This window comes from Oerskovia turbata (assembly GCF_000718325.1).
Taxonomy (GTDB): domain Bacteria; phylum Actinomycetota; class Actinomycetes; order Actinomycetales; family Cellulomonadaceae; genus Oerskovia; species Oerskovia turbata.
In genome coordinates this window covers 40,641-64,574 of sequence record NZ_JOFV01000010.1, presented here as the reverse complement: position 1 = coordinate 64,574, position 23,934 = coordinate 40,641, and the positions used below count along the sequence as shown (strand labels likewise).

Genomic DNA, 23,934 nt, shown 5'->3' with positions numbered 1-23,934 from the left:
TCACCGCCGGCGAAAGGAGTCGTCAACCGGGGCTTCGGGCAGGGAGGATGAGCCCGTGGGTCACATCGACATCAGCGACATCAGCTACTTCCTGCCCGACGGGCGTCCTCTCCTCGCCGGGGCGACCCTGCGCGTCGCGGACGGGGCCAAGGTCGCGCTCGTCGGACCCAACGGCGCCGGCAAGACGACGCTCCTGCGCATCGTCGCGGGCGACCTGTCCGCGCACGGCGGCACCGTGGGGCGCAGCGGCGGGCTCGGAGTGATGCGCCAGTTCGTCGGCCGGATCGACGACGAGCGCACGGTCCGCGACCTGCTCGTCGACCTTGCGCAGCCCTCGATCCGCGACGCCGCGCGAGAGCTCGCCGCGGCCGAGCTCGACATCATGACGGTCGACGACACCCCGTCCCAGATGCGCTACGCCCAGGCGCTCGCCGACTGGGCCGACGCTCGGGGCTACGAGGCCGAGGCCGAGTGGGACAAGGTCACCGACGAGGTCCTGTCGATCCCGTTCGAGCAGGCGCAGTTCCGCGAGGTCCGCACGCTGTCGGGCGGCGAGCAGAAACGCCTCGTCCTCACGGCCCTGTTCCGGGGGCCGGAGGAGGTGCTGCTCCTCGACGAGCCCGACAACTACCTCGACGTGCCGACCAAGCGCTGGCTCGAGGAGAAGCTCGCGGCCTCGCCCAAGACGGTGCTGTTCATCAGCCACGACCGCGAGCTCCTGGCGCGGACCGCGACCCAGGTCGCGACCGTCGAGCCCACGGCCGCGGGCGGGACGATCTGGGTGCACGGTGGCGGCTTCGGCACCTACGCCGAGGCTCGGGCCGACCGACGCAGCAGGCTCGAGGAGCTCCTGCGTCGTTGGGAGGAGGAGCACGCCAAGCTCAAGGACCTCGTCAACACCCTCAAGAACAAGGCGGCCTTCAACGACGGGCTCGCGAGCCGCTACCAGGCCGCCCAGACCCGCCTGCGCAAGTTCGAGGAGGCCGGGCCGCCCCAGGTCCTGGCGCACGAGCAGAACGTCAAGGTCCGCCTCACGGGTGGGCGCACGGCCAAGCGGGCCGTGACGTGCGAGCAGCTCGAGCTGACCGGGCTCATGGCGCCGTTCGACCTCGAGGTCTTCTTCGGCGAGCGCGTCGCGATCCTGGGGTCCAACGGCTCGGGCAAGTCGCACTTCATGCGGCTCCTGGCGCGCGGCGGGTCGGACCCGGACGTCGAGCACCGGCCGGTCCACGAGAGCACTACGGATGCCGAGTACGCCGGGGGTGCACCGGGTGCTCCGGGCGACGCAGCCGTCGTCCCACCCGTGGCGCACACGGGCCGGGCCGCGCTCGGCTCGCGCGTGCGCCCGGGGTGGTTCGCGCAGAACCACGCGCACCCCGAGTTCGAGGGCCGGACGCTGCTCGAGATCCTGCACCGCGGGGACGGCGCGCGCTCGGGCATGGGCCGGGAGCCCGCGAGCAAGGCGCTCGACCGCTACGAGCTCGTCGGTCAGGCCGAGCAGCGCTTCGAGACGCTGTCCGGCGGGCAGCAGGCACGCTTCCAGATCCTGCTGCTCGAGCTGGGGGGAGCGACGCTCCTGCTGCTCGACGAGCCCACGGACAACCTCGACCTGCACTCGGCCGAGGCGCTCGAGTCGGGCCTCGCGGCGTTCGAGGGCACGGTCCTGGCCGTCACGCACGACCGGTGGTTCGCGCGCGGCTTCGACCGGTTCGTGGTGTTCGGGTCGGACGGCCGGGTCGTCGAGACCCCCGAGCCGGTCTGGGACGTCGAGCGGGTCAAGCGCCAGCGCTGACCCGGCAGGTGCCGGACCGGCCGGACCGTCCTGACCGGCCGGCCCGCGGCGCGTGTGCGGTGAGGAAGACCACACGCACGGCGGCGGGCCGGTAGCACGACCTGCGTGTCGCCGTCGGGCTCCTAAAATGGAGCAATGGCCGTCCCCAAGATCGTCCTCTTCTACGCCTTCACACCGCTCGCCGACCCGCGCGCGGTGCAGCTGTGGCAACGCTCCCTCGGTGAGCGGTGGGGACTGACGGGACGCGTCATCGTCTCCGAGCACGGCATCAACGCGACGCTGGGCGGGACGGTCGAGAACCTCAAGCAGTACGTCAAGACCACCAAGCAGTACCCGGGGTTCTCGGACATCGACGTGAAGTGGTCGGACGGCACGGGCCGTGACTTCCCGCGGCTGTCGGTCAAGGTGCGCCCCGAGCTCGTGAGCTTCGGCGCGGTCGACGAGCTCACGGTCGACCAGGACGGCGTGGTCGACGGCGGTGCGCGACTCGACCCCGAGGCTCTGCACGAGCTCGTGGCCGAGCGTGGGGACGACGTCGTGTTCTTCGACGGCCGCAACGCGTTCGAGGCCGCGATCGGCAGGTTCCGCGGCGCCGTCGTGCCGGCGGTCGAGACGACCCGCGACTTCGTGGCCGAGCTCGACTCGGGCGCGTACGACGATCTCAAGGGCCGCCCCGTCGTGACCTACTGCACGGGCGGCGTGCGCTGCGAGGTCCTGTCCTCGCTCATGCTCGCGCGCGGCTTCGAGGAGGTCTACCAGCTCGACGGGGGGATCGTGCGCTACGGCGAGACGTTCGGCGACCAGGGGCTGTGGGAGGGCTCGCTCTACGTGTTCGACGAGCGCATGCACGTCGAGTTCGGGAGCGAGACCGTCCCGCTCGGCGAGTGCAGCGAGTGCGGCGGCGCGACCGCCAAGTACGAGAACTGCGTCGACCCGGGCTGCCAGACGCTGCGCCTGTTCTGCGCCGACTGCGCAGGCGTCGCGCGCACGCTCCAGTGCGACACGTGCGCCGATCTGCGCCCCGGTGCGTATCCCCGTCCTCGGGACGGCGCGCCCACCGGCCTCTCCTACGACGACCACCGGGTGACCGCCTGATCCGGCGCTGTGGCGCCCGCGCGTGCGTCGTCGCGCACCGTGCGCACCGAGGTCCACATCACCCTCGGTGTGACGCAGCAAGTTTTGACCCTGCACGGGACGTCCAGGTAGTCTGTTGAGTCGTTGTGCTTCCCCTTCGGTATCTCGTCACCTGTGCGCCCACTCGCTCCGTGACCTGGACACCTGTCAACCGAAGGCCAAACGACTTGTCGGACGCAGGCTCCTGCGCCGAAGACATCGAAGACACGAAACGAAGGCTACGACCGTGCGTACGTACACCCCGAAGCCCGGCGACGTCCAGCGTGACTGGTACGTCATCGACGCGACCGACGTCGTCCTGGGCCGTCTCGCCACCCACGTGGCGACCCTGCTCCGTGGCAAGCACAAGGCCACCTTTGCTCCGCACGTCGACGGCGGTGACTTCGTCATCGTCATCAACGCCGGCAAGGTCGCCCTGACCGGCAACAAGCGCGAGCAGAAGCTTGCCTACACCCACTCCGGTTACCCGGGTGGTCTTCGGGCGGTCGCGTACAGCGACCTGCTGGAGAAGCACCCCGAGCGGGCTGTGGAGAAGGCCGTCCGCGGCATGATCCCCAAGACCTCGCTCGGCCGCGCCCAGTTCGGCAAGCTCAAGGTCTACGCAGGCTCTGAGCACCCGCACGCCGCGCAGCAGCCGAAGACTTTCGAGATCACCCAGGTCGCGCAGTAGGCTCCGCCTGCTCGTAGACGAGAACTTAGGACGCGAGGACACACCAGTGGCCGAGACCACCGTCGACATCGACGTGCTGGACGAAGAGACCCCCAGCAACTACACCTCTGAGAGCGCAGCCCCCACGGGCCGTGGCCAGAGCATCACCGCCCCCGCGCAGGCCCTGGGCCGTCGCAAGGAGGCCATCGCCCGCGTGCGCCTGGTGCCCGGCACCGGCCAGTGGAAGATCAACGGCCGCACCCTCGAGGGGTACTTCCCCAACAAGGTGCACCAGCAGCTCGTGAACTCCCCGCTGAAGCTGGTCGACGTCGAGGGTCGCTTCGACGTCATCGCCCGCATCAACGGTGGCGGCACGTCCGGCCAGGCCGGCGCCCTGCGCCTCGGCATCGCCCGTGCGCTCAACGAGGTCGACGCCGAGCACAACCGCCCGGCGCTCAAGAAGGCCGGCTTCCTGACTCGCGACGCACGCGTCGTCGAGCGCAAGAAGGCCGGGCTCAAGAAGGCCCGCAAGGCTCCGCAGTACTCCAAGCGCTGATCCAGCGCTTGCGCGCGACGGCCCCGGTGGACACTGTCCACCGGGGCCGTCGTCTTTTGTCAGGGATGCTGACGAGCGACCGGACGGGTCGGCTCGCAGCGGGGGCGGGGCAGGCCCTGGTGCCTGTACCGTCCCGTTGAGGGAGGAAAACTCATGGGACGACTGTTCGGCACCGACGGCGTGCGGGGGCTGGCGAACAGGGACGTCACGGCCGAGCTCGCGCTCGGCCTGGGCGTGGCTGCTGCGAACGTGCTGGGACGCACCGGGCAACCCGACGGGCACCGCCCGCGCGCCGTGATCGGCAGGGACCCCCGGGCCTCAGGCGAGTTCCTGGGCGCCGCGGTGACCGCAGGCCTCGCGAGCGCAGGGGTCAACGTGCTCGACGTCGGCGTGCTGCCGACCCCGGCCGTCGCGTTCCTCACGAGCACGCTCGACGTCGACTTCGGCGTCATGATCTCGGCCTCGCACAACCCGATGGCCGACAACGGCATCAAGTTCCTGGCGCGCGGCGGCATCAAGCTCGAGGACTCGCTCGAGGACGAGATGGAGCGCCAGCTCCACGCCGAGTGGGACCGTCCGCTCGGCGCCGAGGTCGGTCGCGTGCGCCGCGACACCGGGAGCGCGGGAGCCGACTACGTCGAGCACCTCATCTCGAGCATCGGTGCGACGGGCGACGCCCTGCCGCTCTCCGGCCTGCGGATCGCGGTCGACTGCGCGAACGGCGCGGCGAGCGACGTGGGGCCCGCGGCGCTGCGCGCGGCGGGTGCCGACGTCGTCGTCATGAACGCGAGCCCCGACGGGCGCAACATCAACGAGAAGTGCGGGTCCAACCATCCCGAGCAGCTCCAGGCCGTCGTCGTGGCGTCCGAGGCCGACTTCGGGGTCGCGTTCGACGGCGACGCGGACCGCTGCATCGCGGTCGACCACCGCGGGGTCCTCGTGGACGGCGACCAGATCATGGGGGTGCTCGCCCTCGCCGAGAAGGAGAAGGGCCGCCTCGCCGACGACACCCTCGTGGTGACCGTCATGAGCAACCTCGGGCTGATCCTCGCGATGCGCGACGCCGGGATCCGCACCGTCCAGACGGGTGTCGGCGACCGCTACGTTCTCGAGGAGATGCGCGCCAAGGGATACACGCTCGGTGGTGAGCAGTCCGGGCACATCATCCTGTCGCAGTTCGCGACCACGGGGGACGGGGTGCTGACCGCGCTCCAGCTCGCCGCACGCATCCAGGAGTCCGGCGCCAAGCTGGCCGACCTCGCGGACGCCGTGCCCAAGCTGCCGCAGACGCTGCTCAACGTGCGCGGCGTGGACAAGGCCCGGGCCGCGACCGACGAGGTGCTCCAGGAGGCCGTCGCTGCCGCCGAGGAGCGGCTCGGCGAGACCGGGCGCGTCGTCCTGCGCTCCTCGGGCACCGAACCGCTCGTACGGGTCATGGTCGAGGCCGCGACGCAGTCCACGGCCGACGCCGTCGCCGAGTCCCTCGCGGGTGTCGTCCGGGACAGGCTGGCCCTGTGACGGCTCGACCGGCCGACGCCGGTGCTGGCGCCGGGTTCGGCGGTCCCGTCGACGACTCGCTCAGGGACCAGGTCGCCGACCACCTCGCGCGGTACGACGACGGCGTGCTGCCGATCGTGCAGGCAGGGCACCCCGTCCTGCGCCGCCCCGCCGCCCCCTACACCGGGCAGCTCGGGGACCTCTTCCCCCGACTCGTCGAGGCGATGCGCACGACCATGCACGCCGCCCCGGGCGTCGGGCTCGCCGCTCCCCAGGTCGGGCTCGGGCTCGCGGTCGCCGTGCTCCAGGACGCCGGTGTCACCGACCCCGAGGACGCGGACCTGCGGGAGCGGCACCCCGTGCCGTTCCGGGTGCTCGTCAACCCGTCCTACGCACCGGTGGGGGACGAGCAGCGGGCCTTCTTCGAGGGCTGCCTGAGCGTCAGCGGGTGGCAGGCCGTCGTCGCGCGGCACCGGTCCGTGCGGCTGACCGGGCAGGACGAGCACGGCGCGCCCCTCGACGAGGTCCTGACGGGATGGCCTGCGCGGATCGTCCAGCACGAGACCGACCACCTGCGGGGCGAGCTCTACCTCGACCGCGCAGAGCTGCGGTCGCTGGCCTCGAACGACAACATGATGCGGTTCTGGGGCGGCACCCCGGACCCCGTCGAGGCGTCAGAGGCCCTGGGCTTCCGGCTGCCCTGAACACATCGTCCGGACGACGTCACAGCATCCCTCCGGGGGACCTCCCTAGGGGTGGATCTCCTTCCGGAGGATGACGTGACCGGCCCGACGATCCGGCAGAATCGTCCTCGGACGGTGGGGGTCGACATCAGGGCAGACTGGGGGGTTTCCCCGATGGTGTCGGGCCTCCGTATCCGTAGGCTGGTCACAGGCGTCGACCCGACGTCTGTGACCAGCCTGGTCCGCCCCGCCAGCCGACGAACAGAGGACCCGTGATCGAGGCCGTTTCGACCTTCTTGGAGAACCTGGAGATCTGGGTCCTCGCACTCGCGGCGTCCGTGTGGATCTACCCCGCCCTGTACGCCTTCGCGACGATCGACGGCTTCTTCCCGCCGATCCCGAGCGAGTCCGTGGTCATCACGCTCGCCGTCGCGGCCAGCGCCTCGGGCAACCCGAACCTCGTGCTCGTCCTGGTCATCGCTGCCGCGGGAGCCTGGACGGGCGACCAGATCGCCTACTCGTTGGGCCGCGGGATCGGGACCGAGCGCATCCGCTTCCTGCGGACCGTGCGGGGGCGCAAGGCCGTCGCCTGGGCCGACCAGGCGCTCAAGGCCCGCGGCGCGGCCTTCATCCTGGCGGCACGCTACGTCCCGATCGGGCGGGTCGCGGTCAACATGACCGCAGGCGCCGTGGGATACCCGCGCCGCCGCTTCATGGCCTACTCAGGCCTGGCAGCCGTGACCTGGGCCCTCTACTCGGTGCTCATCGGACTCGTCGCTGCGCAGTGGCTCGGGCACCAGCCCCTGCTCGCCATGGTCATCGGCGTCGTCATGGGCGTGCTGTCGGGCGTGATCGTCGACCGGATCATGAACAGCATGGCGCGCAGGCGCCGAGCCCGGGAAGCAGCCCGCGAGGCGGCGACAGGGGCGACCCCGATCCACGGCGAGGCGCCCGACCGGCCGGTGGCGACGTCGTCGGGCGTCGAGGGCGACCAGGACACCGTCCGCCGCGCCTCCTGACCACCCCCGACCCGCTCAGACCTTCCGCAGGCGGGCGCGCTGGACCGAGTGGTCCGATCCCTTCGTCAGCACGAGCGTCGCCCGCCCCCGGGTGGGCAGGACGTTCTGCTCCAGGTTCGGCGCGTTGATCGAGTCCCAGATCGACCGGGCCTTCGCGACGGCCTCCTCGTCCGTCAGGTCCGCGTAGCGCCTGAAGTACGACTCGGGGCGCGCGAACGCGGTCCGGCGCAGCGACAGGAACCGGTCGACGTACCACTGGCGGATGTTGCGCGTGCGGGCGTCGACGTAGATCGAGAAGTCGAAGAAGTCGCTCACCGCGACCGTGGACTCGTCGGACGGCCCGGGGCGCGCGGGCTGGAGGACGTTGAGGCCCTCCACGATCAGGACGTCCGGCCTGCGGACCACCGTCTCGGCACCCGGGACGATGTCGTAGGTCAGGTGGTCGTACACCGGGCTGCGAACCTCGGGAACACCCGCCTTCACGCGGGACAGGAACCGGATCAGCGCCCGCCGGTCGTACGACTCCGGGAACCCCTTGCGCTCCATCAGGCCACGACGCGCGAGCTCCGCGTTCGGGTAGAGGAACCCGTCGGTCGTGAGGAGCTCGACCCGCGGGGTCTCGGGCCATCGCGCGAGCATCTCGCGCAGGATGCGCGACGTCGTCGACTTGCCCACCGCGACCGACCCCGCGACCCCGATCACGTACGGCGTGCGCGTCGAGTTCTCCCGCAGGAACGTCGACGTGGCCTCGTGCAGGCCGCTCGTCGCCGTCACGTAGAGGTTGAGCAGCCGCGAGATGGGGCGGTAGATCGCGTCCACCTCCGCGAGGTCGATCGGGTCACCCAGCCCGCGCAGCTTGACGACGTCGGCGTCCGTCAGCGGCAGCGGCGTCGACTCGGAGAGCCTGCTCCACGCGGCACGATCCAGGTCGACGTACGGGGACGACGTCGCGAGGTCGGGCAGGCGTCCGGAACCGGGCGAGGCGTCCTGATCGGTCGCGGGAGCACCCTCGAGCGGAGGGACGGGCAGGTCGGAGGAAGGAACCACTCGGACGATTCTGCCGGACGACGGGCCGCACCGTGAACACGAACAGGCCGGACCACTAACAAAGAACCGCGAGATGTCGCGGCTGCGAAGGCCCCAGATCGTCCGGCTAGACTCCGAAACCATGTGTGGAATCGTGGGTTACGCAGGCCCTACTGAAGCGTCGGGGCGACCCCTCGACGTCGTCCTCGAAGGACTCGGCAGGCTCGAGTACCGCGGCTACGACTCGGCCGGGGTCGCGCTCGTCGCGCCCGACCGGAGGGACGTCGCGACGGCCAAGAAGTCCGGGAAGCTCGTCAAGCTCGTCGACGAGCTCCAGGCTCGCCCGCTGCCCCCAGCCTCCGCGGCGATCGGGCACACGCGGTGGGCCACGCACGGTGCGCCCAACGACACCAACGCGCACCCGCACCTCGCGGACGACGGCCGCCTCGCCGTGATCCACAACGGGATCATCGAGAACTACAGCGGGCTTCGCGAGTCCCTGCTCGCCGACGGTGCGACGTTCCTCTCCGAGACCGACACCGAGGTCGCAGCCCAGCTCCTCGCCCGTGCGTACCGCCGCACCGGGGACCTGACCGAGGCGATGGCCGACGTCGCGCGCCGGCTCGAAGGCACGTTCACCCTGCTCGCGGTCCACGCGGACGCCCCGACCACCGTCGTCGGTGCCCGGCACGACTCGCCGCTCGTCGTCGGCCTGGGCGACGGCGAGAACTTCCTCGGCTCCGACGTCGCCGCGTTCATCGCGTCCACCAAGGACGCGCTCGAGCTCGGCCAGGACCAGATCGTCACCATCACCCCGGACAGCGTCGAGGTCGTCGACTTCCACGGCAAGCCCGCCGAGGCCACCCGCTTCACGGTCGACTGGGACGCCGCCGCCGCCGAGAAGGGCGGTTTCACGTCCTTCATGGACAAGGAGATCCACGACCAGCCGCAAGCCGTCGCGGACACCCTGCTCGGACGCACCGACGCCGAGGGGCGCCTGGTCCTCGACGACCTGCGCATCGACGAGGCCGTGCTGCGCACCGTCGACAAGATCATCGTCATCGCGTGCGGCACCGCGGCCTACTCGGGACACGTCGCCAAGTACGCGATCGAGCACTGGTGCCGCATCCCCGTCGAGGTCGAGCTCGCGCACGAGTTCCGCTACCGCGACCCGATCGTCAACGAGAAGACGCTCGTCGTCGCCGTCACGCAGTCGGGCGAGACCATGGACACCCTCATGGCCGTGCGGCACGCCCGCGAGCAGGGCGCCAAGGTCATCTCGATCGTCAACACCCACGGGTCGACCATCCCGCGCGAGTCCGACGCCGTGCTCTACACGCACGCCGGGCCGGAGATCGCCGTCGCCTCGACCAAGGCCTTCCTGTCGCAGATCACCGCGGCCTACCTCCTGGGGCTCTACCTCGCCCAGCTGCGCGGCAACAAGTTCCCCGACGAGATCCGCGAGATCCTCGACGACCTGCGCGAGATGCCGCGCAAGATCCAGACCGTCATCGAGCGAGGCGAGTACGTCAGCGCCGTGGCCCGCTCCATGAAGGACGCGACGTCGGTGCTCTTCCTGGGGCGCCACGTCGGGTTCCCCGTCGCCCTCGAGGGTGCGCTCAAGCTCAAGGAGCTCGCCTACATCCACGCCGAGGGCTTCGCCGCGGGCGAGCTCAAGCACGGGCCCATCGCGCTCATCGACGAGGGGCAGCCGGTCTTCGTCGTCGTGCCGTCTCCGCGCGGGCGCGACTCGCTGCACTCGAAGGTCGTCTCCAACATCCAGGAGATCCGCGCCCGCGGCGCACGGACCCTCGTGATCGCCGAGGACGGCGACGACGCGGTGCTGCCGTACGCCGACGAGATCTTCTGGATCCCGCAGTCGCCCACGCTGCTCTCGCCGCTGCTCGCGGTCGTCCCGTTGCAGGTCTTCGCCATGGCCCTCGCCACGGCCAAGGGGCTCGACGTCGACCAGCCGCGCAACCTCGCGAAGTCGGTCACGGTCGAGTAGTCGACCGTCCGTCCTCGCCGGAAGCCCGCCGTGCCCTCGTGCGGTGGGCTTCCGGCCTCCGTGGCCGGGCCGTCGGCACGCCCGGGCCAGCGCATAGGGTGAGCGCATGATCATCGGGGTGGGTATCGACGTCGTGGACGTCGCGCGGTTCATGGACACGCTCGAACGGACTCCGCGCCTGCGCGAGAAGCTGTTCACCCCGGCCGAGCGGGACCTGCCGGCCTCGTCGCTCGCGGCCCGGTTCGCGGCCAAGGAAGCCATCGCGAAGGCGCTCGGGGCGCCCGGCGGCATGCGCTGGCAGGACGCCACGGTCCACCGCGTCGTCGGGGGAGCGCCCCAGGTCGAGATCACGGGGACGGTCCAGGAGCGGGCGACCGCTCTGGGGGTCGTGACGTTCCACCTGTCGATCTCGCACGACGCCGGGATCGCGTCGGCCATGGTGGTCGCGGAGGGCTGAGGGGGCTCCGCCGTCGAGCATGCGGTCGGCGTCGCGAAACGCTTCGAAGTGAACGCCGACCGCCTGCTCGGCACCGGGGCCGCCCGTCCGGGCGACACCAGGCTCAGCCCTGCAGGGCCGGGATGACCTCGCGCTCGAACAGCTCGATGCCGCTACGGTCGTACGCGGCCTCGGGGAAGTACGTGATCGCGTAGGTCATGCCTGCGCCCTCGACCTTCTGCAGGTTCTCGACGATCTGCTCGGGAGTGCCGACGAGCGGCCCCGAGCGGAAGTCGGCCACGGTCTCCTCGACCTTCGCGGGGACGGTCTTGGCGTAGTGCTCGCCGATCCACCGCAGTCGGTCCTCGACGTCGGCCTCGGTCGCCCCGATGACCACGTTGTAGTTCGACGAGCGCGTGATCTCGTCGAACGGACGCCCGATCGCCTCGCAGTGCCCGCGCAGCACCTCAGACTTGTGCGTGAAGGCCTCGAGCCGTCCGTCGAAGTTCGTGTACTGCGCGTGCTGGGCCGCGATGCGCAGCGTCTTCCTCTCACCGCCGCCCGCGACCCACAACGGGATGCTCGGGGCGCTGGCGCCCTCCGGGCCCACGCCGTCGAGGACCTGGAGCGGCTGCGGGTGGCACAGTGCGCCGTCGACCTGGAAGTACGTGCCGTCGAGCGTCGCCGAACCCGTGCGCCACATCTGCTCCATGACCTGCACGCCCTCGTCGAGCGCACCCAGGCGCGCACCGGCTCCGGGGAAGCCGTAGCCGTACGCACGCCACTCGTGCTCGTACCAGCCGGCGCCGATGCCCATCTCGGTGCGGCCACCGCTCACGATGTCGACGGTCGCCGCAACCTTCGCGAGGTAGGCGGGGTTGCGGTACGCGATGCACGTGCACATCTGGCCCAGGCGCACGCGCTCGGTCGACGCGGCGAACGCGGCCATGAGCGTCCAGGCCTCGTGCGTGGCCTCGCCCGTGGGTTCGGGCACGGTGTGGAAGTGGTCGTACACCCACGCCGACTCCCACGCGTGGCGCGCGCCCGGGAGGCGCTCGCCGGCCAGCGCGGTGTCCGCGTGGCGCGCGAGGGAACGCATGGTCTCCCACTGCTCCGAAGGGTCGATGCCGACGAGGTCCTGACGCCAGCCTTGCGGGATGAAGAGTCCGAATCGCATGGTCGCCAATCTAGCCCGGCGGGTCGGGGGCGCGTCGCCCCGGGGGCACGGGCGGCCCGGCGGGGACCCGGGCAGCGGGGCAGGATGGGCCCATGATCGAAGCGTTCACCGCCGCCCAGGTCCGTGCCGCCGAAGAGCCGCTGCTCGCGCGCGGGGTCCCGCTCATGGAGCGCGCTGCGTTCGCGCTCGCGACGGTCGTCGCGCAGGACCTGCGGCGCGGCCCGCGTGGGTGGACGCCCGACGGCGCCGAGCGGCCTCGGCGCGTGACCGGCCGACGGGTGGTGCTCCTCGTGGGATCGGGCAACAACGGCGGCGACGCCCTGTTCGCGGGGGCGTACCTGGCCCGGCGCGGCGTCGCGGTCGAGGCGGTCTGCACGAGCGAGCATCCGCACACCGAGGGTTTGGCCGCCCTGCGCCGCGCGGGCGGGCGGGCGATCGACCTCGCGGCCGGGCGTGGGCCCTGGTCGCAGGCCGTGGACACGGTCCTCGCGGCCGACGTGGTCGTCGACGGGCTGGTCGGGATCGGTGCGACCGGGGCGCTGCGAGGCGTGGCCGGGGAGCTGGTCGCGGCGCTCGTGGACGAGCGGTCCCGGCGGTCTCGGGGTCAGGCACCGGGGGGCGGGGCGGGCGAGGGGTTCCCGTGGGTCGTCGCGGTCGACGCGCCGAGCGGCATCGGCGTCGACGACGGCTCGGTCCCCGGGCCCGTCCTCCCCGCGGACCGGACGGTCACGTTCGGCGCGCTCAAGCCCGGGCTGCTGCTGCCCCCCGCGACGCATCGTGCCGGGGTCGTGACGCTCGTCGACGTCGGGCTGGAGGACGTGGGCGGGGCGGGGAGCGGCGCGCCGGGTCCGCGGGTGCGGCGCCTCGAGCGTGGGGACGTCGCTCGCCTGTGGCCCGTCCCCGGGCCGACCGACCACAAGTACACGCGCGGTGTCCTGGGCGTCGTCGCGGGTACCCCCACGTTCCCGGGGGCCGCGGTCCTGGCCGTGACGGCGGCGGTCCGTGCGGGCGCGGGCATGGTGCGCTACCGCGGGCCCGACGACGTCGCTCGCGTCGTCGTCTCGGCGCGCCCCGAGGCGGTGCCCGCAGAGGGCAGGGTGCAGGCCTGGGCGCTCGGCTCGGGGATCCCGGCGGCCCAGGAGCGGCCGACCGCACGGGAAGGTGACGGGGAGGGTGGACGCGGGCGGAGCGCCGACGCCGGGCAGCACGAACGGGTCCGGCGGGCGCTCGCGGTCGCGTGCGGGGTGCTGGCCCAGGACGGGGCCGGACCGCGGGTCCCGGCCGTGGTCGACGCCGGAGCCCTGTCGTTGCTGCCGGACCGTTGCCTGCCGTCGGTCGTGCTGACGCCGCACGCGGGGGAGCTCGCGACCCTCCTGAGCGCGCGGGGCGAGGACGTCGAGCGCGAGGAGGTCGAGGCTGAGCCGCTGCGCTGGGCGTGCAGGGCGCACGACCTCACGGGCGCGACCGTGCTGCTCAAGGGCGCGGCGACGGTGGTCGTCGGTCCGGACGGGGTGTGGTCGCAGGCCGACGGATCTGCGTGGCTCGCGACGGCCGGGGCAGGAGACGTCCTCACGGGCCTCCTGGGCGCCCTGCTGGCGGCGTACGGGGGGCGCGTGGTGCAGGAGCCCGGCCTGGCGGCGGAGCTCGCTGCTGCGGCTGCTACGGTCCACGGGTGGGCGGGCGACCGTGCGAACTCTGGGGGACCCGTCGCGGCGCTGGACGTGGCCGAGGCGCTGCCGGGCGTGATCGCGAACCTTCTCGCCGAGGGTGACGCCCGGCCCCGCCGAGGGTGACGGGCGGCCCCGCCGAGGGTGACGAGACGAGAGGCCGAGGGTGACGCGTGCGGATCGAGGGTGACCAGGTTCTGGTCGAGGGTGACGTCACGGCTGCCCTCGTGGCGCGGTGCCGATCACTCGTCGACTCGGTTCGACGCGCGCAGGGGACGGGCGATCCCGTGCGGGTGCTCGTCGGGATCGCGGGTGCGCCGGGAGCCGGCAAGTCGACTCTCGCCGGTGAGGTCCTGGCGTCGCTCGCGCACCCCGTCTCCGGGGCGCCCGCGGTGCGTGCCGTCGTCGTGCCGATGGACGGGTTCCACCTCGCGGACGCCGAGCTGGGCCGCCTGGGTCGCCGCGACCGCAAGGGCGCGCCGGACACGTTCGATGCGCACGGCTATGTGGCGCTCCTCGAACGTCTCCGGTCACCGCGCCCGGGAGTCACGGTCTACGCCCCGGCGTTCGACCGGGATCTCGAGGAGCCGGTCGCCGGGGCGGTCCCCGTGGCGCCGGACGTCGAGCTCGTGCTGACCGAGGGCAACTACCTCCTGCTCGGCGCGGGCCACGACGAGGGGCGCTGGGACGCGGTGCGTGCTCTCCTCGACGAGGTGTGGTTCGTGGAGCTTCCCGACGAGACCCGGGTCGCGCGGCTCGTGGCCCGGCACGTCCGTCACGGCAGAGCGCCCGCCGCTGCGCGTGACTGGGTGCTCGGCTCGGACGAGACCAACGCCCGGCTGGTGGCCTCGACGCGGGACCGCGCCGACGTCGTCGTGCATCGCTGAGCGCCCGACGCCACCCGGCGCGGAGGCTTGTTGCGCGGGGCAGCGGCTACCGTGGTGGCCGTGCCCACCCCGACGACCCCCCGTGTCCCGCCGCGCCGTCGGCGGATCCCGTTCCAGCCGCTGCCCGTCCGGGACGGGCTCAACGCGACGCGCGTCGTCCTGCCCGAGAACGGGGACGGCAGCGAGGGCTCGCCCCGGTGGGAGACCGTCCTCGACCATCTGGTCCACCGCTTCCCCGACGACCAGCCGCGCCTGCGGGAGAAGGTCGCCGCGGGCGAGGTCGTCGACCACCTGGGGCGGCCGGTGACCGCGCAGACGCCCTTCGCGCAGCACGCGCGCGTGTTTCTCTACCGGGACCCGCCCGTCGAGACGCGCGTACCTTTCGAGATCGAGATCTTGTACCAGGACGACGACCTGGTCGTCATCGACAAGCCGCACTTCCTCGCGAGCATCCCGCGGGGTTCGTTCATCGCGGAGTCGGCGCTCGTGCGGCTGCGGCGAGACCTTGATCTGCCTGACCTCTCGCCCGCCCACCGCCTCGACCGCGTGACCGGCGGGGTCCTCGTGCTGACCGTACGACCCGAGGTCCGCGGCCCGTACCAGACGCTCTTCGCCGAGCGGCAGGTGATCAAGGTCTACGAGGCCGTCGCAGGCGTCGACCCGGGTCTCGAGCTCCCGCGCGTCGTGCGAAGCCGCATCCACAAGGAGCGCGGAGTCATGCGCGCGTTCGAGGTGCCCGGCGAGCCCAACTCCGAGAGCCTCGTCGAGCTTGTGGACACCCGGGAGGTCGCGGCCGGCCCGGGTCAGGGGGAACCCACCACGCTCGGCCTCTACCGCCTGACGCCGCACACCGGCAAGACCCACCAGCTCCGGCTGCACATGAACTCGCTCGGTCTGCCGATCCTGCACGACAACTTCTACCCGACGTTCTACGACGTGCGCCCCGACGACTTCAGCCGCCCCCTCCAGCTCGTCTCGCGCTCGATCGAGTTCGTCGATCCGCTCAGCGGGAAGCAGCGACGGTTCGAGACGACCCGCGCCCTCCAGGAGTGGTCCTAGGCCCGACGGCGTCACCGTCGGCACGTAGGTACGTCACCCTCGGCGGGCGATCCCGTCACCCTCGGCGGGTGGGTGCGTCACCGTCGGCGGGGTTCCGGTCACCCTCGGAGGGCGGTCCGGTCACCCTCGGCGGGTGGGGGCGTCACCGTCGGCGGGGGAAGGAAGCGGTGAGAGAATCGGTGACCGTGAGCCCCTTCAGCGACCCCAGGCACGGATCCGCGGACGACGTCACCCCTCTCACGGCGGCCGGTGCCCCGTACCCCGCCGACCACTACCCGGCGCGCGCCGTGATCGACCTGGGCGCGATCCGCTCGAACGTCGAGGCGCTCGCGTCCCGTGCGGGCACCGCGCAGGTCATGGCCGTCGTCAAGGCCGACGCGTACGGTCACGGCCTGCTGCCGAGCGCCCGTGCGGCGCTCGCGGGCGGCGCCACGTGGCTCGGCACGGCGCAGGTCTCCGAGGCGCTCGCGCTGCGCGCCGCGGGCATCGGCCCGGACCAGGCGCGGATCCTGACGTGGCTCTACGCGCCAGGTGCCCCGCTCCGGGCGCTCGTCGAGGCCGAGATCGACGTCTCGGTCGCCTCGCTGTGGGCCGTCGAGGAGGTCGCCGACGCGGCCCGCGCGGCCGGTCGCCCGGCCCGCGTGCACCTCAAGATCGACACGGGTCTGGGACGCAACGGGATCATGCCGGACCAGCTCCCGGCCGCGCTCGACGCGGCGCTGCGGGCCGAGTCGGAGGGCGTGCTGAGCGTCGTCGGGATCTGGTCGCACTTCGCGTTCGCGGACGAGCCCGAGCACCCGACCGTCCTGCACCAGGTCGAGGTCTTCGACGAGGCGGTCCGCACGGCCGAGGGCGCGGGCGCCCGGTTCGAGGTGCGCCACCTCGCGAACTCCGCGGCGACCCTGACGAACCCGGGCGTGCACTACGACCTCGTGCGTCCGGGCCTCGCGGTCTACGGTCTGTCGCCGGTCCCGCAGCTCGGGACGCCCGACGACTTCGGTCTGATCCCGGCCATGACGCTCGAGGCCGAGCTCGCGACGGTCAAGCGTGTCCCGGAGGGGCAGGGCGTGTCGTACGCGCACGCCTACACGACGTCGCAGGCGACGGTCCTCGGCGTGGTGCCCCTCGGGTACGCGGACGGCATCCCGCGGCACGCGTCGGGCGCCCTGCCCGAGCAGCCGGGTGGTCCGGTGCTGGTCGGCGGCCCGGTCGACGAGGCGGGCGGTATCGACGGCACGGGCCGCGTCCTGCACGTCGCGGGGAGGGTCTGCATGGACCAGTTCGTGCTGGACCTGGGCCCGTACGCCGCGGAGCAGGCGGGCGACGTCGTGACGCTGTTCGGTCCGGGCGCGGGCCTCGCGCGCGGCGGGGCCCCGACCGCGGAGGACTGGGCGCTGGCCGCCGGGACCATCAGCTACGAGATCACGACGCGCCTGGGCGCGCGCGTCCCGCGCGTCTACCGGGGCGGGGGCGCGTCGGGCCCGACGGCGGAGCCCACCACGGGCGGTGACGCCACCCTCGGGGGGCCCGCCCCGGCGCGGGCGGACCGCGCACAGGACCACACGCTGCGTGACCGCACGCACGACGACCAGGAGTGGCTGTCATGACCGACCTGACCTTCGACCTGCCCGACGCGGAAGCGACCCGTGCGTTCGGCCTGGCCCTGGCGCGCGAGCTGCGCGCGGGCGACCTCGTGATGCTCACGGGCGACCTGGGTGCGGGCAAGACGACCCTGACGCAGGGCATCGGCACGGGGCTGGGGGTGCGCGGTCAGGTCGCGTCGCCGACCTTCATCATCGCGCGCGTCCACCCGCCGCTCGCGGACGGCCCGTACCTGGTCCACGTCGACGCCTACCGGCTCGGCTCGCTCGACGAGGTCGAGGCCCTCGACCTCGACGCGAGCCTCGACGAGTCGGTCACGGTCGTCGAGTGGGGGCAGGACCTGGTGGAGTCGCTCGCGGAGGACCGCCTGGAGATCACGATCGAGCGCCCGCGGGGCGGCGTCGACACGTCTGTGACGGCCGGGACGTCCCGGCCCGGCGAGACCGACGAGCCGGTCGACCAGGACGACGCGCCCGAGTCGCCCGAGGCCGGCGTCCGGCACGTGTCCGTGCGGGCCCTGGGCGACCGGTGGGCCGACGTCGCCCGCCTCGCCGACGGGCTGCGTGCGGCGGTCGAGGCCGCGGCGGAGCACGCCGCAACGGCCCCGGCCGCCGGTGGCTCGGCACAGGACCTGGCCGCGCAGCGGCCCGCGGATCAGTAGGCTGGGACCGTGGCAGTTCTTGCGCTCGATACGTCAGCCGCCGTCGCGGTCGCCCTCGTCGGGGACGGCGGTGAACGGCTCGCTGTGCGCTCGGCGGACGAGCGCCGTCGGCACGCCGAGACCCTGGCCCCGCTCATCAGCGAGGTGCTCGCCGAGGCCGGGGTGGACCGCACCGCGCTGACCGCCGTCGTCGCGGGCACGGGGCCCGCTCCGTTCACGGGACTGAGGGTCGGGCTGGTCACGGCGCGCACGCTCGCGCTGTCGCTCGGCATCCCGGCGTTCGGCGTGTCGGGGCTCGACGCGATCGCCGCGCAGGCGGTGAGCGACCTGGGGCTGACCCCGGGCGAGGAGGTCCTCGCGACGGCCGACGCGCGTCGGCGCGAGGTCTACTGGGCGCGCTACCGCGTCGTGGCGCACGAGGGCCCGCACGCGATGCCGGTGGTCGAGCTCGTCGCCGGACCGGACGTGGGTCCGGCTGCGGGCCTGGCCGACCAGGTCGAGGGCGCCGTGGTCGTGGGCGAGGGGGCCGCGCTCTACCCCGATCACCTGCCGCTCGCCGAGGACGCCCCGCTGGTCCCCGACGCGGTCGTGCTGGCGCGGCTCGCGATCGCGCGACGCGACGCGGACGTCGACCAGCCCACCGAGCCGCTGTACCTGCGCCGCCCCGACGTCCAGGAGCCCGCAGCCCGCAAGCGCGCGACCGACGCCCCACCGGCGGACCGGAAGGCGAGCGAGGCGTGAGCGCGCACTACGAGGTGAGGCTGCGGCCGTTGCGTGCGGCGGACCTGCCACGCGTCGTGCGCCTCGAGCAGGAGCTGTTCGGTCCGAGCGCCTGGACGTACGGGATGCTGGCCGAGGAGCTCGGTGCGCTGGGTCGCTGGTACGTCGCGGCCGAGCCCGTCCGGATCTACGCGGCCGGTCCGCAGGACCTCGTCGGCTATGCGGGGCTGTGGTTCGACGGCGATGTCACGCAGGTCATGACGATCGGGGTGGACCCGCAGTACCACCACCTGGGCATCGGGTCGGTGCTCCTGACGGCGCTGATCGACCGTTCGCGCCAGGTCGGTGCGAGCGCTGTCCTGCTGGAGGTCGCGGTCGACAACGACGCGGCGCTGGCGATGTACGGCAAGTTCGGGTTCGAGCAGCTGGGCATCCGCAAGCGGTACTACCAGCCCGAGGACGTCGACGCCTACACCATGCGTCTCGAGCTGACGGACGACTCCGTCGCGCCGGTGCCTGCGGGCCGCGAGAGCGACGTGCTCCCTGACGAGCCGGGCGTCGCGTGAGCGCTCGCGACGCGGTGCTCGTCTCGGCGCGGGCGCTGCACGACGAGGTCGCCGCGGGCACGGGCGACCTGGTCCTGCTCGACGTCCGCTGGGCGCTCGGCGTGACCGACGGCCACGAGCAGTACCTCGCGGGGCACGTGCCGGGGGCGGTGTTCGTGGATCTCGAGACCGAGCTCGCGGCGCCGCCGTCGCCCGTGCGGGGTCGGCACCCGCTGCCGGACCTCGCCGACCTCCAGGCGGCGGCTCGCCGCTGGGGTGTGCGCGCGGGCTCGCGCGTGGTCGCGTACGACGCCGTGGGGGCCACGTCGGCCGCGCGTGCCTGGTGGTTGCTGCGCTGGGCGGGCCTCTCGGACGTCCGCCTGCTCGACGGCGGCCTGGGCGCCTGGACCGGCGATGGCCTGCCCGTCGAGACGGGCGAGGTGGTCCCTGTCCCGGGCGACGTCGTGCTGTCCCAGGGGGCGCTCCCCACGCTCACGCCCGACGACGCAGCGCACCTGGCGTCGTCGGGCGACGGACTGCTGCTGGACGCCCGGGCGGGCGAACGCTTCCGAGGGGACGTCGAGCCCGTGGACCCGCGCGCGGGGCACGTGCCGGGCGCGGTGAGCGCGCCGACGACAGGCAACCTGGGACCCGACGGGCACTTCCTCGACGAGGCGGCGCTCCGTGAGCGTTTCGCGGGACTGGGCCTCGGGCGCGACGCGAGCCGTGGGGTCGGCGTGTACTGCGGATCGGGCGTCACGGCCGCGCACGAGGTCGCGGCCCTCGCGACGATCGGGATCGATGCCGCGCTCTACGCGGGGTCGTGGTCGCAGTGGTCGAACGACGAGGCCCGCCCGGTGGCCACGGGGGCCTGACCGGACGGGCCGGGGGGTCGTGCGGGGCGGTCGCCTCAGAGGGTCTGCGACGCCTGGTCGAACGTGAGACGCGTCTGGCGCGGGTACGTCGCGCCCTCGCCGGCCGGGGTGCCGACGTTGATGACGACGAGCGACTTCCAGCCGTTCTCGCCGAAGAACTCGGCGTCGATGCCCGCGGCGTCGAACCCGCCCATGGGGCCGACGTGCAGACCGGCGGCACGCAGGCCCACGACGAAGTAGCCGACCTGGATCAGCGCGGACGTGCGGGACATGCCCACGCGGGTCTCCTCGCCCGCCGCCTCGAGGTTCTCCTTGGCGCCCTCCATGTGCGGGGCGAGGACAGGGAGGTACTCGTGGAAGTTGGGGTCGGCCGCGGCGACGATCGTGAGCGGGGCCGCGAGGGTCTTGGCCTTGTTGCCGTCGGCCATGTGCTCGACGAGGCGCGCACGGGCCTCGGGGTCGCGGACCACGAGGAGGCGCAGCGGCACGGTGTTCATGGCGGTCGGGCCCCAGCGGACCAGGTCGTAGGCGGCCTGGATCTTCTCGTCGGCCACCGCCTCGTCCTCGAAGGCGTGCACGGTCCGGGCCTCGCGGAACAGGAGGTCGGCGACCTGGGCGTCGATCTCGAGCAGGTCGTCGAAGGCGGCGTCGGTGGGGGTGAAGGTCTCGGTGCTCATGCCTCGGTCAACAGTTGAAGCATCAATCACCCTTCCCGGCGGGGCCGTGACGTGCGACACATCAGGTCCCGGGTGCCCGGCCGGTTGCTGGTCACGGCACCTCCGGGCCAGACCCGAGCCGCGGCGCGCACGACGACCGCCGCCGCACGACTACCCTGGGACCCATGGTTTCTGGCGGTTCCACTGACACCCTCGGCGCGCCCCTGGTCCTCGGCATCGAGTCGTCCTGCGACGAGACGGGCGTCGCGCTCGTGCGCGGTCGCGAGCTCCTCGTCGACGCGGTCGCGAGCTCGATGGACGAGCACGCCCGCTACGGCGGCATCATCCCCGAGGTCGCCTCGCGAGCCCACCTCGAGGCGATGATCCCCACGATCCAGCGTGCGCTCGGCGAGGCCGACGTCGACCTCTCCGAGATCGACGCGATCGCCGTGACGGCCGGGCCCGGCCTCGTGGGCCCGCTCACGATCGGCGCCTCGGCCGCCAAGGCCCTGTCGATCGGCCTCGACAAGCCGCTGTACGGCGTCAACCACGTGATCGGCCACGCCGCCGTGGACGAGCTCGTACACGGCGAGTTCCCCGAGCGCGTCATGGCGCTCGTGGTCTCGGGCGGGCACTCGTCGCTGCTCCTGGTCGACGACATCGCGACGGACGTGACCGAGCTCGGCTCGACGCTCGACGACGCCGCGGGCGAAGCCTTCGACAAGGTCGGCCGCCTCCTCGGGCTGCCGTACCCGGGTGGACCGCACATCGACCGCCTCGCGCGCGAGGGCGACCCGACCGCGATCCGGTTCCCGCGCGGCCTCACGGCCCGCAAGGACCAGGAGAAGCACGCGTACGACTTCTCGTTCTCAGGGCTCAAGACCGCGGTGGCGCGGTGGGTCGAGGCGCGGGTCGACAGCGGCCTCGAGGTGCCCCTCAACGACGTCGCGGCCTCCTTCGCGGAGGCCGTCGCCGACGTCCTCACGGCCAAGACCATCGCGGCCTGCCAGCGGCACGGCGTCGAGACCCTCGTGGTCGGCGGAGGGTTCAGCGCGAACTCCCAGCTGCGCGACATGGCCGCCGAGCGCTGCGCCGCAGCCGGCATCGACCTGCGCATCCCGCCGATCCGCTACTGCACCGACAACGGTGCGATGATCGCCGCGCTCGGGTCCGCCGTCGTGCGGGCCGGTGTGGCGCCGTCGGGCCTGGACATCCCCGTCGACTCGTCAATGCCTCTCACGACCGTCTCGGTCTGAACCGGGACTCGATCCCGTTCTCGTCGCGCTGCCCGCTGACGCGTGTCGCGCCTTGGTGGGCCGCGCCTCAGCGGGCCGGGCGCAGCAGGAACGTGAACTCGTCGGCGTCCGCCGCAGCGTGGTGCCCGTCCTCGTCCTGGACGGCGACCGTCTCGAGACCCGCCGCGGTGGCGAGCGCCCGGAAACCGTCCTGCGTGTACCAGTGGATCGTCCAGAGCCGCTCCTCGACCGTGCTCGCGCCGTCCAGGACCCGCTCGTAGCGCAGCGCGCTGTGCTGGGTCCGCGTGTGCTCGTCGCGCTCCTCGGCCACGACCCCGACCCGCAGGACGGCACCGTCCTCCCGCGTCGTCTCGCGGGGGACGCCCACCGCGTCAGGGGGAGTGGGCGACGGGACGAAGAGCGGGACCAGCGCGGTCCCGTCGTCCGTCAGGTGGGACCGGATGCCGCGCAGCGCCGCGAGGGCCGTGTCGTCGTCGGGCAGCAGGCAGAACGTGGGCCCCGCGAGGTAGACCGAGCGGTAGGTGTGCGGCAGGTCGAGGGCCTCCATGCGCTGGTGGTGGAGGGTCACGTCGAGCCCCTGGACCGCTGCGAGCCCGCGGCAGCGCTCGAGCATGTCGGCCGACGAGTCCACGCCCTCGACGTCCAGTCCCAGCGAGCGCAGGACCAGGAGCGGGTCGCCGTCGCCGCAGCCCAGCTCGAGGGCCGGCTCTCCCGAGTCGAGCACGAAGCGCGCATAGCGTTCCGGGTCCTCGTAGCCCGACTTCAGGGGAGCGTAGAGCTCGGCGACGATGCCCGTGTAGAAGTCCGCAGGATCCATGCGTCCCATGGTCTCAGCAGGGGCAACGCATTTTTCGGACCGGCGCGCGGGGGCGCGCGACCGCCGGTCGGACGTCAGAGCGGGCGGCCCGCCCGCATCTCCGCGACGAGCGCCCGCACGACGGCGTCGAGCTCGCCCCCGTTGCGCCGCGCCACGGCCCGCTGCCGCTGGTAGGAGGCGCCCCGGCGCAGGATGAGGCGCACGTCGTCGAGCTCGGCGAGGCACCCGAGGCGCGCCGCGACCGGCTCGAGCTCGACGAGCAGCTTGCTCACGGCCTCGGTCACGAGCTCCTCGTTGCCCGCACGGTCGAGGATGATGATCGCGTCCATGCCGTAGCGCGCCGAGCGCCACTTGTTCTCCTGCGCGAACCACGCCGGGATCGTGGGGAGCTCCTTGCCCTCGTCGAGCAGCGTCGACAGGTGCTCGACCAGGCAGTGGTTGAGCGCGGCGAGCGCGAGGACCTCGGTCAGGTTGGTCGCGCCGTCGCAGATGCGCGTCTCGAGCGTCCCGAAGCGCGGGGACGGCCGCAGGTCCCAGCGGACCTCGTCGAACTGGTCGATCACGCCCGTGTGCATCATGTCGCCCACGTAACCCTCGAGCTGCTCCCACGTCTCGAACTGGAAGCCCAGGCCCGCCGTCGGGAGCTGCTGGAACATGAGCGCACGGTTCGACGCGTAGCCCGTGTCCTTGCCGCCCCAGAACGGCGACGACGCCGAGAGCGACTGCAGGTGCGCGAAGTACCCGAGCATGGCGCGCGAGATGGGCAGCACCTTGGCGCGGTCCTCGATCCCGACGTGCACGTGCACGCCGTAGATGAGCATCTGCCGCCCCCACCACTGAGTGCGGTCGATGAGGGTCGCGTAGCGCTCCTTGTCCGTGACCTTCTGCTGCGCCCAGCGCGCGAACGGGTGCGTGCCCGCGCTCATGAGCTCGACGCGCAGCGGGTCGGTCAGGACGCGGATCTCCTCGACCGCGGCCTCGAGGTCGCGGCCGGCGTCGCCGACCGTGCGGCACACGCCGCTCACGACCTCGACCGTGTTGAGGAGCAGCTCCTGGCGGATGTGCGGGTGCTGGGACCCGTCGGTGGGCTCGACGGCGTCGAGCACGGTCTGGGCGACCTGGCGCAGGTCGCCCGAGTCCTTGTCGACGAGCGCGAGCTCCCACTCGATGCCGACGGACGAACGTTCGGACCGGGCGAAGGGAAGGTGCACC

Annotated in this window: 23 protein-coding genes; 18 read left to right on the top strand and 5 right to left on the bottom strand. The window is 72.8% G+C overall.

Annotation, left to right across the window (positions count from 1 at the left end; all coding sequences use genetic code 11):
• The first annotated feature begins 55 nt into the window (after positions 1 to 55).
• The 7 genes from IE95_RS0112210 (at position 56) to IE95_RS0112180 (ending at position 7,330) form a co-directional block, all read left to right on the top strand.
• Positions 56 to 1,792, top strand: coding sequence for an ABC-F family ATP-binding cassette domain-containing protein (locus tag IE95_RS0112210; protein ID WP_030151911.1), 1,737 nt, complete (start codon positions 56 to 58; stop codon positions 1,790 to 1,792).
• Positions 1,793 to 1,927: 135 nt separating this feature from the next.
• Entirely contained in the window at positions 1,928 to 2,887 is a 960-nt protein-coding gene (trhO, locus tag IE95_RS0112205) for an oxygen-dependent tRNA uridine(34) hydroxylase TrhO (RefSeq protein WP_084690209.1), read from the top strand.
• Positions 2,888 to 3,152: 265 nt separating this feature from the next.
• Positions 3,153 to 3,596 (top strand): 50S ribosomal protein L13, encoded by a 444-nt coding sequence (gene rplM, locus IE95_RS0112200; protein WP_030151909.1) that lies wholly within the window; start codon positions 3,153 to 3,155, stop codon positions 3,594 to 3,596.
• A 46-nt stretch (positions 3,597 to 3,642) separates the two neighbouring features.
• Positions 3,643 to 4,131, top strand: a complete 489-nt coding sequence (gene rpsI, locus IE95_RS0112195; RefSeq protein ID WP_036571959.1) for a 30S ribosomal protein S9 — start codon at positions 3,643 to 3,645, stop codon at positions 4,129 to 4,131.
• Between the two features lie 153 nt (positions 4,132 to 4,284).
• The gene (gene glmM / locus IE95_RS0112190; protein ID WP_030151907.1) at positions 4,285 to 5,649 is read left to right on the top strand and encodes a phosphoglucosamine mutase; all 1,365 of its coding nucleotides are present in this window, start codon (positions 4,285 to 4,287) and stop codon (positions 5,647 to 5,649) included.
• Complete coding sequence (locus IE95_RS0112185; RefSeq protein WP_030151906.1) at positions 5,646 to 6,332, top strand: peptide deformylase; 687 nt, start codon at positions 5,646 to 5,648, stop codon at positions 6,330 to 6,332. Before glmM ends, IE95_RS0112185 begins: the two co-directional genes overlap by 4 nt.
• A 251-nt stretch (positions 6,333 to 6,583) precedes the next feature.
• Complete coding sequence (locus IE95_RS0112180; RefSeq protein WP_051703059.1) at positions 6,584 to 7,330, top strand: DedA family protein; 747 nt, start codon at positions 6,584 to 6,586, stop codon at positions 7,328 to 7,330.
• 15 nt (positions 7,331 to 7,345) lie between these two features.
• Here IE95_RS0112180 and coaA read toward each other — a convergent pair whose 3' ends face one another.
• Positions 7,346 to 8,293, bottom strand: a complete 948-nt coding sequence (gene coaA / locus IE95_RS0112175; protein WP_030151904.1) for a type I pantothenate kinase — start codon at positions 8,291 to 8,293, stop codon at positions 7,346 to 7,348.
• A gap of 205 nt (positions 8,294 to 8,498) precedes the next feature.
• Between coaA and glmS the strand changes: the two genes are divergently transcribed.
• Both glmS and IE95_RS0112165 read left to right on the top strand, forming a co-directional pair.
• Positions 8,499 to 10,364: a glutamine--fructose-6-phosphate transaminase (isomerizing) gene (gene glmS, locus IE95_RS0112170; protein ID WP_030151903.1), complete on the top strand. Its 1,866-nt coding sequence runs from the start codon at positions 8,499 to 8,501 to the stop codon at positions 10,362 to 10,364.
• A gap of 106 nt (positions 10,365 to 10,470) precedes the next feature.
• Positions 10,471 to 10,821, top strand: coding sequence for a holo-ACP synthase (locus IE95_RS0112165; protein WP_030151902.1), 351 nt, complete (start codon positions 10,471 to 10,473; stop codon positions 10,819 to 10,821).
• A 103-nt stretch (positions 10,822 to 10,924) separates the two neighbouring features.
• Here the strand turns inward: IE95_RS0112165 and IE95_RS0112160 are convergent, their stop codons facing one another.
• Positions 10,925 to 11,977 (bottom strand): TIGR03560 family F420-dependent LLM class oxidoreductase, encoded by a 1,053-nt coding sequence (locus tag IE95_RS0112160; protein ID WP_030151901.1) that lies wholly within the window; start codon positions 11,975 to 11,977, stop codon positions 10,925 to 10,927.
• A gap of 92 nt (positions 11,978 to 12,069) precedes the next feature.
• Between IE95_RS0112160 and IE95_RS0112155 the strand changes: the two genes are divergently transcribed.
• The 8 genes from IE95_RS0112155 (at position 12,070) to IE95_RS0112120 (ending at position 19,993) form a co-directional block, all read left to right on the top strand.
• Positions 12,070 to 13,770: a bifunctional ADP-dependent NAD(P)H-hydrate dehydratase/NAD(P)H-hydrate epimerase gene (locus tag IE95_RS0112155; RefSeq protein WP_030151900.1), complete on the top strand. Its 1,701-nt coding sequence runs from the start codon at positions 12,070 to 12,072 to the stop codon at positions 13,768 to 13,770.
• A gap of 47 nt (positions 13,771 to 13,817) precedes the next feature.
• Complete coding sequence (locus tag IE95_RS0112150; RefSeq protein WP_276319039.1) at positions 13,818 to 14,531, top strand: nucleoside/nucleotide kinase family protein; 714 nt, start codon at positions 13,818 to 13,820, stop codon at positions 14,529 to 14,531.
• Positions 14,532 to 14,591: 60 nt separating this feature from the next.
• Positions 14,592 to 15,590: a pseudouridine synthase gene (locus IE95_RS0112145; RefSeq protein WP_240666402.1), complete on the top strand. Its 999-nt coding sequence runs from the start codon at positions 14,592 to 14,594 to the stop codon at positions 15,588 to 15,590.
• 287 nt (positions 15,591 to 15,877) lie between these two features.
• Entirely contained in the window at positions 15,878 to 17,197 is a 1,320-nt protein-coding gene (gene alr, locus IE95_RS0112140; RefSeq protein WP_240666404.1) for an alanine racemase, read from the top strand.
• Positions 17,194 to 17,853: a tRNA (adenosine(37)-N6)-threonylcarbamoyltransferase complex ATPase subunit type 1 TsaE gene (tsaE, locus tag IE95_RS0112135; RefSeq protein ID WP_084690206.1), complete on the top strand. Its 660-nt coding sequence runs from the start codon at positions 17,194 to 17,196 to the stop codon at positions 17,851 to 17,853. The genes alr and tsaE overlap by 4 nt, the downstream gene beginning before the upstream one ends.
• Before the next feature lie 9 nt (positions 17,854 to 17,862).
• Entirely contained in the window at positions 17,863 to 18,594 is a 732-nt protein-coding gene (tsaB, locus tag IE95_RS0112130) for a tRNA (adenosine(37)-N6)-threonylcarbamoyltransferase complex dimerization subunit type 1 TsaB (protein WP_030151895.1), read from the top strand.
• Complete coding sequence (gene rimI / locus IE95_RS0112125; RefSeq protein WP_051703058.1) at positions 18,591 to 19,139, top strand: ribosomal protein S18-alanine N-acetyltransferase; 549 nt, start codon at positions 18,591 to 18,593, stop codon at positions 19,137 to 19,139. The genes tsaB and rimI overlap by 4 nt, the downstream gene beginning before the upstream one ends.
• Complete coding sequence (locus IE95_RS0112120; RefSeq protein WP_084690204.1) at positions 19,136 to 19,993, top strand: sulfurtransferase; 858 nt, start codon at positions 19,136 to 19,138, stop codon at positions 19,991 to 19,993. The genes rimI and IE95_RS0112120 overlap by 4 nt, the downstream gene beginning before the upstream one ends.
• Positions 19,994 to 20,028: 35 nt before the next feature.
• Here IE95_RS0112120 and IE95_RS0112115 read toward each other — a convergent pair whose 3' ends face one another.
• Positions 20,029 to 20,670: a malonic semialdehyde reductase gene (locus IE95_RS0112115; protein ID WP_051703057.1), complete on the bottom strand. Its 642-nt coding sequence runs from the start codon at positions 20,668 to 20,670 to the stop codon at positions 20,029 to 20,031.
• 164 nt (positions 20,671 to 20,834) lie between these two features.
• Between IE95_RS0112115 and tsaD the strand changes: the two genes are divergently transcribed.
• Positions 20,835 to 21,905: a tRNA (adenosine(37)-N6)-threonylcarbamoyltransferase complex transferase subunit TsaD gene (gene tsaD / locus IE95_RS0112110; RefSeq protein WP_030151891.1), complete on the top strand. Its 1,071-nt coding sequence runs from the start codon at positions 20,835 to 20,837 to the stop codon at positions 21,903 to 21,905.
• 67 nt (positions 21,906 to 21,972) lie between these two features.
• Here tsaD and IE95_RS0112105 read toward each other — a convergent pair whose 3' ends face one another.
• Both IE95_RS0112105 and IE95_RS0112100 read right to left on the bottom strand, forming a co-directional pair.
• A complete protein-coding gene (locus tag IE95_RS0112105) occupies positions 21,973 to 22,722 on the bottom strand; it encodes a class I SAM-dependent methyltransferase (RefSeq protein ID WP_030151890.1) in 750 nt (249 codons plus the stop codon).
• A gap of 74 nt (positions 22,723 to 22,796) precedes the next feature.
• Positions 22,797 to 23,933 (bottom strand): glutamate--cysteine ligase, encoded by a 1,137-nt coding sequence (locus IE95_RS0112100; RefSeq protein WP_030151889.1) that lies wholly within the window; start codon positions 23,931 to 23,933, stop codon positions 22,797 to 22,799.
• Position 23,934: the final 1 nt, after the last annotated feature.

Bases quoted from the DNA above. Each gene is read 5' to 3' on its own strand.
- trhO (WP_084690209.1), top strand. From the start codon at position 1,928: ATGGCCGTCCCCAAGATCGTCCTCTTCTACGCCTTCACACCGCTCGCC.
- glmM (WP_030151907.1), top strand. From the start codon at position 4,285: ATGGGACGACTGTTCGGCACCGACGGCGTGCGGGGGCTGGCGAACAGG.
- glmS (WP_030151903.1), top strand. From the start codon at position 8,499: ATGTGTGGAATCGTGGGTTACGCAGGCCCTACTGAAGCGTCGGGGCGA.
- IE95_RS0112165 (WP_030151902.1), top strand. From the start codon at position 10,471: ATGATCATCGGGGTGGGTATCGACGTCGTGGACGTCGCGCGGTTCATG.
- IE95_RS0112160 (WP_030151901.1), bottom strand. From the start codon at position 11,977: ATGCGATTCGGACTCTTCATCCCGCAAGGCTGGCGTCAGGACCTCGTC.
- IE95_RS0112155 (WP_030151900.1), top strand. From the start codon at position 12,070: ATGATCGAAGCGTTCACCGCCGCCCAGGTCCGTGCCGCCGAAGAGCCG.
- tsaE (WP_084690206.1), top strand. From the start codon at position 17,194: ATGACCGACCTGACCTTCGACCTGCCCGACGCGGAAGCGACCCGTGCG.
- IE95_RS0112115 (WP_051703057.1), bottom strand. From the start codon at position 20,670: ATGAGCACCGAGACCTTCACCCCCACCGACGCCGCCTTCGACGACCTG.
- tsaD (WP_030151891.1), top strand. From the start codon at position 20,835: ATGGTTTCTGGCGGTTCCACTGACACCCTCGGCGCGCCCCTGGTCCTC.
- IE95_RS0112105 (WP_030151890.1), bottom strand. From the start codon at position 22,722: ATGGATCCTGCGGACTTCTACACGGGCATCGTCGCCGAGCTCTACGCT.